This is a genomic window from Streptomyces sp. NPDC111744 (genome assembly GCF_055634995.1).
The window spans coordinates 36216-47945 of the sequence record NZ_JBVKCG010000015.1 but is presented as its reverse complement, the minus strand read 5'-3'; the positions used below and the strand labels follow the sequence as shown (position 1 = coordinate 47945).

General features: G+C 69.4%; 12 protein-coding genes. 6 read left to right on the top strand and 6 right to left on the bottom strand.

Features of this window, described 5'->3' with window-relative positions; translation table 11 throughout:
• Positions 1 to 129 precede the first annotated feature (129 nt).
• Positions 130 to 324 carry a hypothetical protein gene (locus tag ACZ7OO_RS28910; protein WP_471509106.1) on the top strand — a complete coding sequence of 65 codons (195 nt, stop codon included), beginning with the start codon at positions 130 to 132 and terminating at the stop codon, positions 322 to 324.
• 115 nt (positions 325 to 439) lie between these two features.
• Positions 440 to 868: a type II toxin-antitoxin system Rv0910 family toxin gene (locus tag ACZ7OO_RS28905; RefSeq protein ID WP_471509104.1), complete on the top strand. Its 429-nt coding sequence runs from the start codon at positions 440 to 442 to the stop codon at positions 866 to 868.
• Positions 869 to 943: 75 nt separating this feature from the next.
• Here ACZ7OO_RS28905 and ACZ7OO_RS28900 read toward each other — a convergent pair whose 3' ends face one another.
• The gene (locus ACZ7OO_RS28900) at positions 944 to 1540 is read right to left on the bottom strand and encodes a PadR family transcriptional regulator (RefSeq protein WP_471509102.1); all 597 of its coding nucleotides are present in this window, start codon (positions 1538 to 1540) and stop codon (positions 944 to 946) included.
• Positions 1541 to 1706: 166 nt separating this feature from the next.
• Between ACZ7OO_RS28900 and argG the strand changes: the two genes are divergently transcribed.
• The gene (argG, locus tag ACZ7OO_RS28895; protein WP_352222082.1) at positions 1707 to 3155 is read left to right on the top strand and encodes an argininosuccinate synthase; all 1449 of its coding nucleotides are present in this window, start codon (positions 1707 to 1709) and stop codon (positions 3153 to 3155) included.
• Between the two features lie 435 nt (positions 3156 to 3590).
• Positions 3591 to 4403: a PhzF family phenazine biosynthesis protein gene (locus ACZ7OO_RS28890; RefSeq protein WP_471509100.1), complete on the top strand. Its 813-nt coding sequence runs from the start codon at positions 3591 to 3593 to the stop codon at positions 4401 to 4403.
• Here the strand turns inward: ACZ7OO_RS28890 and ACZ7OO_RS28885 are convergent.
• Both ACZ7OO_RS28885 and ACZ7OO_RS28880 read right to left on the bottom strand, forming a co-directional pair.
• On the bottom strand, positions 4393 to 5193 hold the full coding sequence (locus ACZ7OO_RS28885; protein WP_471509376.1) for a CPBP family intramembrane glutamic endopeptidase: 801 nt from the start codon (positions 5191 to 5193) through the stop codon (positions 4393 to 4395). The genes ACZ7OO_RS28890 and ACZ7OO_RS28885 overlap by 11 nt on opposite strands.
• A 296-nt stretch (positions 5194 to 5489) precedes the next feature.
• Complete coding sequence (locus ACZ7OO_RS28880) at positions 5490 to 7010, bottom strand: glutamate-cysteine ligase family protein (RefSeq protein WP_471509098.1); 1521 nt, start codon at positions 7008 to 7010, stop codon at positions 5490 to 5492.
• Between the two features lie 557 nt (positions 7011 to 7567).
• Between ACZ7OO_RS28880 and ACZ7OO_RS28875 the strand changes: the two genes are divergently transcribed.
• Positions 7568 to 8152, top strand: coding sequence for a hypothetical protein (locus tag ACZ7OO_RS28875; RefSeq protein WP_471509096.1), 585 nt, complete (start codon positions 7568 to 7570; stop codon positions 8150 to 8152).
• Between the two features lie 350 nt (positions 8153 to 8502).
• Complete coding sequence (locus ACZ7OO_RS28870; RefSeq protein ID WP_046727224.1) at positions 8503 to 8709, top strand: DUF5999 family protein; 207 nt, start codon at positions 8503 to 8505, stop codon at positions 8707 to 8709.
• A 106-nt stretch (positions 8710 to 8815) separates the two neighbouring features.
• Here the strand turns inward: ACZ7OO_RS28870 and ACZ7OO_RS28865 are convergent, their stop codons facing one another.
• Genes ACZ7OO_RS28865 through ACZ7OO_RS28855 form a run of 3 tightly spaced genes read right to left on the bottom strand, consistent with a single transcriptional unit; the run spans position 8816 to position 11725 of the window.
• A complete protein-coding gene (locus tag ACZ7OO_RS28865) occupies positions 8816 to 9868 on the bottom strand; it encodes an endo-1,4-beta-xylanase (RefSeq protein ID WP_471509094.1) in 1053 nt (350 codons plus the stop codon).
• A gap of 31 nt (positions 9869 to 9899) precedes the next feature.
• A complete protein-coding gene (locus tag ACZ7OO_RS28860) occupies positions 9900 to 10733 on the bottom strand; it encodes a carbohydrate ABC transporter permease (protein WP_471509092.1) in 834 nt (277 codons plus the stop codon).
• The gene (locus ACZ7OO_RS28855) at positions 10730 to 11725 is read right to left on the bottom strand and encodes a carbohydrate ABC transporter permease (protein WP_352222076.1); all 996 of its coding nucleotides are present in this window, start codon (positions 11723 to 11725) and stop codon (positions 10730 to 10732) included. Before ACZ7OO_RS28855 ends, ACZ7OO_RS28860 begins: the two co-directional genes overlap by 4 nt.
• Positions 11726 to 11730 lie beyond the last annotated feature (5 nt).

Here is an 11730-nt window from a genome sequence, read left to right as displayed (position 1 = left end):
GTGGACGGCGACGGCCGGAATCTCCTCCTTACGGATGAGATCAGGCCGATTCCCCCTCGGGGGCGCGCGCCCTGTTGCCGTGCGCCTCGTGCGCAACCGCCGCACACCGCTCGTACGTCTGTCGTCGATGTGGAGAGCGCGTGCGGTTGCTGGCTGGTCGCGCTGCCGTCGGTCGACGGCAGGCAGTACGTGTACCGGGTGTACGCGCCCGAGGACGCGCTGCTCGCGGACCTCTTCTGGGAAGCGTGGCACTGTCACGACGAGAGCGCGTTCCCACGGGCGTGGGACCTGTTCGACGCGGCGGAGATACGGCGGGTGGGCTGAGACTCCGGGCATGGCCGGGGATCCGCACATTTCCTGACGGTTCATCAGTATTGAATGTTCGAGGCCCTGCGGCTACGTTCCGCGACACCGTAGCCTGATACGAAGGGGTGGTCGCATGGCCGAAGTCAGCGCGGAGGCACGCATCCAGGCACCGGCCGAGAAGGTGTGGGCACAGCTCACCGACTGGCCGGCGTACGGGGAGTGGAACGCGACCCACACCAGTTTCCCGAAGGGCGGCCCCGAGAACCTGGCGGTGGGCGGGACCTTCCAGGAGAACATGAAGCTGATGGGCTTCCCGGCTGAGGTCGAGTGGACCATCGAGGAGCTGGAGCCGGCGCGGGTGCTGGCGATCCGCGGCAAGGGCCCGATGGCGGTGACCGTCGCGACCCGCTACACACTGACCCCGGACGGGGACGCGACGGTGGTGCGGATCGACGGCGAGTTCACGGGCGCGGCCGTGTCGCTGATGGCGGGCAAGCTCAAGGACTCGGCGACGGCGGCCCTCAACGAGTCGCTGCGCAAGCTGGCCGGGTTGGTGGCCTGAGTCCTGCCCCGAGACGACGGAGGGGCGCCCCGCGGATCTCTTCGCGGGGCGCCCTGTTCGCCGTGCCCACGAGGATCAGTCCTCGTCGGCGAGGATGAGGTACAGCTTCTTGCGGGTCTCGTTGATGACGGCCAGCGCCTTCTCGCGCTGTTCCTTGGTGCCGGTCTTCCAGACCTGCCCGAAGGCCTCCATCAGACCGAAGCCGGCCTGCCGGATCTCGCCGAGGGCCTCGAAGTCGACGCCGCGGGAAGCCTCTTCCCAGGGGGCGTCCGGACCCTCGTCGGCGGCCGTACGGCCGCTGTCGGTGAGGGAGAACAGCTTCTTGCCGCCCTCGCTCTCACTGGTGATCAGGCCCTCGTCCTCCAGCAGCTGGAGGGTGGGGTAGACCGAGCCGGGGCTGGGCTTCCACGCACCGCCGCTGCGCTCGGCGATCTCCTGGATCATCTCGTAGCCGTGCATCGGGCGGTCCTTCAGCAGGGCCAGGATCGAGGCCCGTACGTCACCGCGCCGCGCCCTTCCCCTGGGACCGCCGCGCCCTCGCGGCCCCCAGTGCCCGGGTCCGAAACCGGGCCCGCCGGGGCCGAAGCCGGGGCCACCCGGGCCGAAGGGCCCGAAGGCCGCACGGCGGCCCTGTCGCTCTCCATGTCCACGCTCATGTCCGTGGGAACGCATCGCAATCACTCCATTCCATCGTTGATCTGTCGCGTATCGTTCGCGATGCGTCAACGATATATCGGGAGCGATCGAATGGCAACCCCCTCCACCCATCCGTCCGCCGACCCGTTCAGCCATGAACTGCGGCGTTGCATGACCATGCGGTGTGGTGCATACTCTTCCTATGTCCAAGGTCCTCACCTCCCTTCCCGCCGGCGAGCGCGTCGGCATCGCCTTCTCCGGCGGGCTCGACACCTCGGTCGCCGTCGCGTGGATGCGCGACAAGGGCGCCGTTCCGTGCACCTACACCGCCGACATCGGCCAGTACGACGAGCCCGACATCGCCTCGGTGCCCGGCCGCGCGCAGACCTACGGTGCCGAGATCGCGCGTCTGGTCGACTGCCGGGCCGCGCTGGTGGAGGAGGGCCTGGCGGCGCTGACCTGCGGCGCGTTCCACATCCGCTCGGGCGGGCGGGCGTACTTCAACACCACCCCTCTCGGCCGTGCCGTCACCGGCACACTGCTGGTGCGGGCGATGCTGGAGGACGACGTCCAGATCTGGGGCGACGGCTCGACCTTCAAGGGCAACGACATCGAGCGGTTCTACCGGTACGGGCTGCTCGCCAACCCGCATCTGCGGATCTACAAGCCCTGGCTGGACGCGGACTTCGTGACCGAGCTCGGCGGCCGCAAGGAGATGTCCGAGTGGCTGCTCGCGCACGGGCTGCCGTACCGGGACAGCACCGAGAAGGCGTACTCCACGGACGCCAACATCTGGGGCGCCACGCACGAGGCGAAGACCCTGGAGCACCTGGACAACGGCATCGAGACCGTCGACCCGATCATGGGCGTGCGATTCTGGGACCCCGAGGTCGAGATCCTCCCCGAGGACGTGACGATCGGCTTCGACCAGGGCCGTCCTGTGACCGTGAACGGCAAGGAGTTCGGGACCGCCGTCGAACTGGTCATGGAGGCCAACGCGATCGGCGGCCGGCACGGCCTCGGCATGTCCGACCAGATCGAGAACCGGATCATCGAGGCCAAGAGCCGCGGGATCTACGAGGCGCCGGGCATGGCGCTGCTGCACGCCGCGTACGAGCGGCTGGTGAACGCGATCCACAACGAGGACACGGTCGCCCAGTACCACAACGAGGGGCGGCGGCTGGGCCGTCTCATGTACGAGGGCCGCTGGCTGGACCCGCAGGCCCTGATGATCCGCGAGTCGCTGCAGCGGTGGGTCGGCGCGGCCGTCACCGGCGAGGTGACGCTGCGGCTGCGGCGCGGCGAGGACTACTCGATCCTCGACACGACGGGTCCGGCGTTCAGCTACCACCCCGACAAGCTATCGATGGAGCGCACCGAGGACGCGGCGTTCGGTCCGGTGGACCGGATCGGTCAGCTCACCATGCGCAACCTGGACATCGCCGACTCCCGCGCGAAGCTGGAGCAGTACGCGGGGCTGGGTCTGATCGGCTCGACCAACCCGGCGATCGGGGCGGCGCAGGCTGCGGCGACGGGGCTGATCGGCAGCATGCCGGAGGGCGGCGCCGAGGCGATCGCGTCCCGCGGGGAGGCCGCGCCGGACGCGGACGAACTGCTGGACCGGGCAGCGATGGAACTGGGCACGGACTGAACGTGCCGCGCGGAGCGGCCGACCCGACACCAACGGGTCGGCCCATCTCGTTGCCGGGGACACGGGCGCCGCGGGAGCGGACGTCCGGCTGACCGGTGCGGCGCCGTCACACGGTTTCGCGCAGCCCCCGCGCCCCCGACGGGCGCCCCGTCATAGCTCGCGATCGGACAGCCGGTGCGGCACCGTCGCGGTGACCCGCGCAGCCCCCCCGCGCCCCCGACGGGCGCGGCGTCGTAGTTCGTGAGCGGACAGCCGTCACGTCGGCCCGTGCAGTCCCCCGCCTCCGGCACGGCGCCCGTGCTCGCCCCTTCACGTGGGTGCGCGCCAGGTCGCGTTGTCCCCTTCTCCCCGAGGCAGGTCCAGTGGAGGGAAATAGGTCCAACGGGGCCGGATTGGCCTTGGGCGGTGGAGTCGTAGAAGCCCTAGCTTCGGGGCATGCGGATTCGAATCGTCGATGCCTTTGCCGAGCGGGCCTTTGCCGGGAACCCGGCCGGAGTCGTGTTGCTGGACGGATTCCCCGATGACGGGTGGATGCAGAACGTCGCCATGGAGGTGAACCACGCCGAGACCGCGTTCGCACACCCCCTGCCCGAGGGCGGGGACGCCGACTGGGCGTTGCGGTGGTTCACCCCGGTCACGGAGGTCGCGATGTGCGGGCATGCCACACTCGCCACCGCCCATGTGATCGCCACGACGGGGGCACACCCGGGGCCCGTGCGGTTCGCCACCCGGAGCGGGGTGCTGATCGCGACGCCCGGCGCGGACGGGGCGATCACCCTCGACTTCCCCACCGCCCCGCTCACCCGCGTCGACACCCCCGCCGGCGTCGCCGACGCGCTCGGCGCCGAACCCGTCGCCGCCTTCGACACCGGACCGAACGTCGGCGACCTGCTTCTCGAGCTCGCCGACGAGAAGACCGTGCTCGGTCTCTCCCCCGACCTCAGAGCCCTCGGCGCCTACTCCGCGCGCGGGATCATCGCCACCGCCCGCGCCGCGGACCCGGCCCAGGGCTACGACTACGTCTCCCGCAGCTTCTTCCCGAACGTCGGTATCGACGAGGACCCGGTGACCGGCAGTGCGCACACCGCCCTCGCACCGCACTGGTCCGGCCGGCTCGGCAGGCCCGATCTGACGGGGCTCCAGGCCTCCCGGCGTACCGGCTTCGTCCGCACCTCGCTGCGCGGCGACCGCACCCTGCTCACCGGACGGGCCGTCACCGTCATCGACGGGGAACTGCTCACGCCGTAGGCAGCCAGCCCACCTTGCCCGCCAGCAGCGCGTACCCGACGAACGCGCCGATGTCGAGCAGGGAGTGCGCCACCACCAGGGGACCGACCCGGCCCCGCCGCCGGTACAGGTAGACGAAGACCACGCCCATCACCATGTTGCCGACGAACCCGCCGATCCCCTGGTAGAGGTGGTACGACCCGCGCAGTACGGAACTGGCCACCAGGGCCGTGCCCGCGCTCCACCCCAACTGGTCCAGCCGGCGCAGCAGATAACCGACGACGATGACCTCTTCGAGGATCGCGTTCTGCATCGCGGAGAGGATCAGGACGGGATACTTCCACCACACGTCCGGCAGCGCCTCCGGCACCACCGTGAGGTTGAAGCCGAGGCCGCGTGCGGCCAGGTAGAAGGCGATTCCGGTGCTGCCGATCACCGCCGCGACACCCGCCCCGCGCCCGAGGTCGGGCCAGGGGCGGGTGCGGTCGAAGCCGAGCGTGCGCAGGCCCGCCCCCTCGCGCAGAAGGAGATGGGCGACCAGGAGGACGGGGACGAGCGCGCTCGCGATGCCGAACAGCTGCCAGGCGAGATCCAGCCATGGGCGGCCCGGCGCGGCGGAGGCGTTGAGGGTCGCCGCCTGGTCCTTGAGCCCACCCGGTTTGGTGACCGATCCGACAAAGCTGATCAGGGCTGACACTCCACTCGCACCGAGCGAAAGCCCCAGAACGAGCAGTGTCTCGGCCCTGAACATGCGCTGCGAGGGCCGCTCCAGAGGGTATGAATCGGCCACCTGCTCCGCCTCCACCTGCACTCCTGACTCGGGTCGAGCAATCCCCATCGTGCTGGGACGTCACAGCTTGCCCGATCAACCCCGCGCGGGCGCGGCCGACCCCCGTCAGTGCTGCTGACCGAACTGCGCAAAACCGAGAATCCCGGAACGGCCGGTCCCGCTGAGGTCGACGCCCCGTCCCGGACCCACACGGTCGTCCTGGCAGGCGACCGCAATCCTCACCGTCCCGTAAGGGGCGCGGGGAACTGCGCGACCAGCCCCCGCGGCGCCGCACCCGTCATCTCACCGCGCCGCCCCCACCACCTCCGCGATCACCCTCACCCCATCAGCGCCGGCTCCAATAACCCCACGGGCCACGTATGCACCGGCTCCCCCGCATTCATCAGCTCCGCGTAGCGCCGCGTCATCGCGGCCAGCGCCTCCGCCCTCGGCAACCCCCGCTCCACCGCCCGACGGAACGTCGCCGCCTGCCAGGACGCCCCGTTCACCCGCCGTCGGCACCGCTCCTCGATCACGCCCAGGTAGAAGTCCCGGTCGGCGGCCTCCACCCCCCACGCGTCCAGTCCGGCCGCCGCCAGCGGCAGCAACTCGTCGCGGACCAGCGTGACCGCGTCCGCTTCCGTCGTACCGCTGCCGTGCCGGCCCCTCCTCGGCCACACCAGCCGCGCGTCGATGCCATGCCGGCACGCCGCGTCGAAGTTCGCCTCGGCCGCGGCGAACGGCAGCCGGGTCCACACCGGTCGTGACTCCTCCGCGAGGGCACGGACCAGGCCGTAGTAGAACGCCGCGTTGGCGATGACGTCGGTGATCGTCGGCCCGGCCGGAAGGACACGGTTCTCGACGCGGAGGTGCGGGACGCCGTCGGCGACGCCGTACACCGGCCGGTTCCAGCGGTACACCGTGCCGTTGTGCAGGACGAGTTCCGCGAGCTTCGGCACCCCGCCCGCGTCCAGCACGGCCAGCGGGTCCTCCTCGTCACAGATCGGCAGCAGCGACGGGAAGAACCGCAGGTTCTCCTCGAACAGCTCGTACGCCGAACTGATCCAGCGTTCGCCGAACCAGATGCGCGGCCGTACCCCCTGCGCCTGGAGCTCCGGCGGGCGGGTGTCCGTGGCCTGGAGGAACAGCGGGGGGCGGGACTCCCGCCACAGTTCATGGCCGAAGAGGAAAGGGGAGTTCGCGCCCACGGCGATCTGCGCGGCGCACGCCGCCTGCGCCGCGTTCCACACGTCGGCGAAGCGGTCGGGGGTGACCTGGAGGTGCAGTTGGACAGAGGTGCAGGCGGCTTCGGGGACGATCGACTTCGACGTGCACCTGAGGTGCTCGACGCCCTCGATGTCGAGAATGAAGTCCTCACCCCGGGCCGCCACGATCTGGTCGTTGAGCAGGGTGTAACGATCGACCTCGGAGAGGTTCGCGGAGACCAGGTCGTCCCTCTCCAGCGTCGGCAGAATGCCGATCATCACGATCCCGGCGTCCACCTCGCCCGCCTTGCGGTCGGCGTACGCCAGCGACGTCCGGAGTTCTTCGTCGAGCCGGTCGAATACCCGGCCGCCGAGCCGGTGTGGAGCTATGTTCACTTCCAGATTGAACATGGCGAGTTCTGTTTGGAAATCTCGGCTCGCGATACGTTCCAGAACCTGTCCGTTCAACATTCTCGGCATGCCGTCCGCACCGGCGAGATTCAATTCGATCTCGACGCCCATGAGGTTCTTGGGGCGGTCGAACCGCTTCTCCACCAGCAGCCGCTCCAGCCCCGACAGACAACTGCGGAGCTTTTCACGGTAGCGCTGGCGATCGGACAGGTCGAACCGGCCCGCCACGACCTTCTCCCCCATCGAAGCGTCCCTCCTCGAATGGGCGGACCGAGGTTCCGGCCGCCGGTGGTCCCGGGTCCAGCTGTGATGATGCCCCGTGGAAGCGATCGATAACGTCGCGCGCGGCACGGGTAGCCGCTACTCTGTTGGAATGTGTCCTGCGGCACATTCACGGGGCATGGGGCATCATGCAACTTCGGGTTCCCCGTTGCCCTCGTGAAAAACGCCGACGACATTCGGCCGACCGCGAGAACCGAGTGTTACGAGGTCAGCGCGGTCGCAGTGGGCCGGAAATCGGGAGGATTCCGCACGTATCAACGGCTGAATTGCACCTTGTTCTGCTTTGCCGGACGGGCCGGTGAAACACCGTCTGAACAGGCGTCGTATAAACTCCGCGAACAAGGCAGAAGGCTGGCCCACGGTCCTGGTTCCTGCCGTCTGAATGACGTGCGGCAGGCAACGCCCGCACCTCTCTTCACCGAACCGGGCCCCCGCCTCTCTGACCTCCCTGTGAGCTGACAGCGCCGTCCGCCCCCGCCCTCGCGCCACCGCGCCTGTCGAATGAGAGGCGACCCACCATGCCGCTGCAAGTCCCCCCTGCCCCCGCGCCCGCCCTGCGTTCCGTCCTCACCGCCCTCGGTTCGCCCACCGCGGTCCGCGAGGCCCGCACCCCTTCCCTGCGCACCGCTCAGGGACCCGTGACCCCCGAACTCCCTTTGCCCGTACACGTCCTGGACCGGATCACGCCGGAGGGCGTGTCCGCCACCCGACTGGCCGGCTGGCGCTTCATGATCCGCTGCGGCGACCGCGCGGTGGCCGCGGCCGAGACGATGCTCACCCCGGACGGCTGGACCTTCTCGCACTTCTTCGAGGGGCCCTACATCACCTCCACCGAGCGGGCCCTGCACCAGGCCGAGGCCCTGCAACAGACCTACCAGCCACGCCTGTTGTCCCTGCCCGGCCTCTACATGCTCACCCTGTGGCTGCACGGCGACTGCACCGCCGACGGCGCCGAGGGCCACCCGGCCGCCAACGACCTGCTCGTCCCGCTCGCCCCGGCCCCGCCCGGTATCGCGGCGCACCGGCCGCACCCGGTGGCCGAACTCCTCCCGGTGCTGACCCATCGGGTCACCCCTGCCCCGCTGCTCATCACACCCGCCTGAGAACGTCACCCGCCGTACCCCGCCACCCTTGAAAGAGTGACGGGGTACGCTCGTATTTCCTTAAGTCAATACCTGGGACACCGGAAGCCGCTCGTACGAGCAATTAGCCGCTCCTAAGAGCCCGATAACCCTTCTCCGCTGTCCTGACTAGCTCCATCGGGCCATGGAAAACCACCCGAATCGACAGCCCGGCCGAGGTGAACCGTCCGCGCGGGTGACGCGTCTCCAACCATTGAGAAGCGGTGCGGCGAAATCCCTGCGGAACACCGCCCGGAGGGCAACACTGGTTTCCGACCGACTCATCACCACGGGGGACCGAGATGACCACGACAGAGCGAGAGACCCCATTCATGTGCCAGCACCAGCCACCGTGCCCGACAGCAGAATCCGCCGACCGGGAGTCCGCGCGCCTGACGGCGCACCACCCGGAGCAGGGGTGGAGCCTGCTGTGCAACGGCGTTCTCCTCTTCGAGGACACCGGTGAGCTTCTGCCCGACGGCCAGATCATCGCCCCGCACCGCCCGCTCGGTGCCGGCAGCGTGATGACCGCCGCCTGACCAACACCGCACCACCCCCGGGCGGCCCGCCGCTCCGCCCGGTGACAAGCAGGGGCCGGACGCACACCCATGGTGCGCACCGGCCCCGACGTGCGTACAGGGTTGGTCACCCCCTGTAGTCAAGCGCTTGGCGCAGCGCGAAGTAGGCCGGCTTGGGAGCGAGTCGCTCGTCCCAGGGCAGGGCCGCGCCCTCGCCCGGGAAGAACGCCGGGATCCACGAGTACTTGTCCGTGTAGTCCCAGATCGTCACGCCCACGCACCGGCGTACCGCCAGGCACGCCTTGGTCAGATCGGTGTACCAGGTTGCCTGCTCGGCCAGTTTCTCGTCGGTGGCGGGCAGTTGCATCCGCACGTCCACCTCGGTAAGCGCGGTGTCCAGGCCGAGTCGCGAGAAGCGGCGGAGGTTCTCCTCCAGGGTGGACGGATAGCCGTACTGGAGGGCGAGGTGGGCCTGGAAGCCGATGCCGTTCAGCGGCACGTGCTCGGCCTTCAGCTCCTGGGCGAGCGCGTAGTAGGCGTCGCTCTTCGGGCCGGTGGCCTCGATGTTGTAGTCGTTGAGGTACAGCCTGGCGTGCGGGTCGGCCTGGTGGGCCCAGCGCAGCGCGTCCGCGATGTAGCCGGGGCCGAGGGTCTTGTACCAGAGGGTCTCGCGGTAGCTGCCGTCCTCGTTGAAGGCCTCGTTGACGACGTCCCAGGAGTAGACCTTGCCCCGGTAGTGCCGCACCTCGGTCTGGATGTGCTTCTTCAGCACCGCCCGCAGTTTGGTGGCCGTCCACGCGCGGGAGGTGAGCCAGTCGGGCAGCTGGCTGTGCCAGACCAGGGTGTGGGCACGCACCCGCTGGTGGTTCTCGCGGGCCAGGTTGACGATCTGGTCACCGTTGGTCCAGTCGAAGACGCCCTGCTGGGGCTCGGTGGCGTACCACTTCATGCCGTTGCCGGGCGTGATCATGTCGAACTCGGTGCCGAGGATATTCGTGTAGGCGGTGTCGGTGAGTTCGGGGTTGTCGGTGGCGCTGCCGAAGTAACGGCCGTGCCGCTGGGCCAGTTCGGCGAGGGTGGGCGGCCGGTCGTGGGCCTGGGCGGCGGGGCCGGTGGCCACCCCCGCCGCCACCAGCACGGCCGCGAGGGCACCGGCGATTCTGATACGTGTGCGGGACATCGTGCGACTCCGATCAGTTGGGAGTGCGGATTCAGCCCTTGGTGGCGCCTGCGGTGAGGCCGCCGACGAGCTGCCGCTCGGCGACCGAATAGAAGGCCAGGGCGGGAACCATGGCGAGGACCAGATAGGCGAAGACCCGGGCGTACTCGGTGGCGTACTGGCCCTGGAACTGCTGCACGCCGATCGGGATGGTCCACCAGGTGGAGTCGGTGAAGACCAGCAGCGGCAGGAAGAAGTTGTTCCAGCTGGTGACCACCGCGAGCACGGAGACCGTGCCGAGCGCGGGCCGGGCCATGGGCAGCAGGATCCGCCAGAAGAAGGCGAACGGCCCGCAGCCGTCCAGGGTGGCCGCCTCCTCCAGCTCGCCCGGGATCTCCCGGAAGAAGCCGCGCAGGATGATGATGGTCATCGGCAGTCCGAACGCGGCCTGCGGGAGGATCACGCCCAGCGGGTTGTCCAGCAGGTTCATCGAGCGCAGCAGCAGGAAGAGCGGCAGGGCCGCCACCGCGAAGGGGAACATCAACCCCATCGTGAACACCGTGAACAGCACCTCACGGCCCCGGAAGGCGAACCGTGCGAAGGAGAAGGCCGCGAGCGCCGCCACGGCGACCACCAGCACGGTCGTGCTCACCGCGATCAGCGTGCTGTTGCCGACCAGCCGCCAGAACGCGCCGGAGCCGAGGATGTCGGTGTAGTTGGAGAGGACCCAGGAGTCGGGCAGCCCGACCGGGTTGCGGGACAGCTCGCCGGTGGACTTGAACCCGGACAGGGCGGCGTACAGCAGGGGTACGACCATCACCGCGCCGACCACGACGAGGACCAGGTGCAGGGGCAGGTTCCGTATGGTGGTCCTACGGCCGCTCATGCGCCGTCTCCCCTCATGTTCGTGGTGGCGCCCGCCAGGTCGCGGCGGAGCACGAACCGCTGGTAGGCGAGGGCGAAGACAAGGCTGATGGCGAACATGACCACGCTGATCGCGCTGGCGTAGCCGACCTGGTAGCGCTTGAAGCCGTACTGGAACATGGTCACGGCCATGGTCTCCGAGTGGTGGTCGGGGCCGCCCGCGGTGATCACCCAGACCAGGTCGAAGAGCTGGATGGAGCCGATGACCGACAGGAAGACGCTGATGCGCAGGGTCGGGGCGAGCAGCGGCAGGGTGACATGGCGGAAGCGCTGCCAGGGGTTCGCCCCGTCGACGATCGCCGCCTCCGTCAACTCGGCCGGGATGGACTGGAGTCCGGCCAGGTAGAGCATCATGTGGAAGCCGAAGTACTTCCAGGTCATGACCAGGAAGAGGGTGGCCATCACGGTGGAGGGGTCGGAGAACCACTCCCCGCCGAGGCCGTCGAGCCCGACGGCGCCCAGCACATGGTCGGCGAGCCCCTGGCCGGGCGCGAAGATCATGCCGAACAGCACACCGGTGATCGCCTCGGACAGCACATAGGGCGCGAAGAACAGCATCCGGTAGACGGCCCGGCCGCGGATCTTCTGGTTGAGCAGGACCGCCATGGCGAGCGCGAACGGCAGTTGCAGCGCCAGCGAGAGCAGGACCAGGAGCAGACAGCGCCACAGGTCGCCGAGGAAGACGTCGTCCTGGAAGAGCCGGGTGAAGTTGTCGGTGCCGGTGTAGTCGGAGGGCATGCCGAAGCCGCCCCAGCGGAAGAACGAGGCGTAGAGCGCGAACAGGATCGGCAGCAGGACGAGCACACCGAACAGGACCAGGGCGGGCAGTTGGAAGCCCATCGCGGTGAGCCAGTGCAGCAGCCGGCGCCGGGAGCGGGTCCGGCCGGCGGACGGGGGCGGCTGGGGCGGGGCGTCCGGTCCCGACCGCGTGCCGGACAGGTAGGTCGAGGTCATCGGCC

Bases quoted from the DNA above. Each gene is read 5' to 3' on its own strand.
- argG (WP_352222082.1), top strand. From the start codon at position 1,707: ATGTCCAAGGTCCTCACCTCCCTTCCCGCCGGCGAGCGCGTCGGCATC.
- ACZ7OO_RS28875 (WP_471509096.1), top strand. From the start codon at position 7,568: ATGCCGCTGCAAGTCCCCCCTGCCCCCGCGCCCGCCCTGCGTTCCGTC.
- ACZ7OO_RS28870 (WP_046727224.1), top strand. From the start codon at position 8,503: ATGTGCCAGCACCAGCCACCGTGCCCGACAGCAGAATCCGCCGACCGG.
- ACZ7OO_RS28860 (WP_471509092.1), bottom strand. From the start codon at position 10,733: ATGAGCGGCCGTAGGACCACCATACGGAACCTGCCCCTGCACCTGGTC.
- ACZ7OO_RS28865 (WP_471509094.1), bottom strand. From the start codon at position 9,868: ATGTCCCGCACACGTATCAGAATCGCCGGTGCCCTCGCGGCCGTGCTG.
- ACZ7OO_RS28855 (WP_352222076.1), bottom strand. From the start codon at position 11,725: ATGACCTCGACCTACCTGTCCGGCACGCGGTCGGGACCGGACGCCCCG.
- ACZ7OO_RS28880 (WP_471509098.1), bottom strand. From the start codon at position 7,010: ATGGGGGAGAAGGTCGTGGCGGGCCGGTTCGACCTGTCCGATCGCCAG.
- ACZ7OO_RS28900 (WP_471509102.1), bottom strand. From the start codon at position 1,540: ATGCGTTCCCACGGACATGAGCGTGGACATGGAGAGCGACAGGGCCGC.
- ACZ7OO_RS28905 (WP_471509104.1), top strand. From the start codon at position 440: ATGGCCGAAGTCAGCGCGGAGGCACGCATCCAGGCACCGGCCGAGAAG.
- ACZ7OO_RS28890 (WP_471509100.1), top strand. From the start codon at position 3,591: ATGCGGATTCGAATCGTCGATGCCTTTGCCGAGCGGGCCTTTGCCGGG.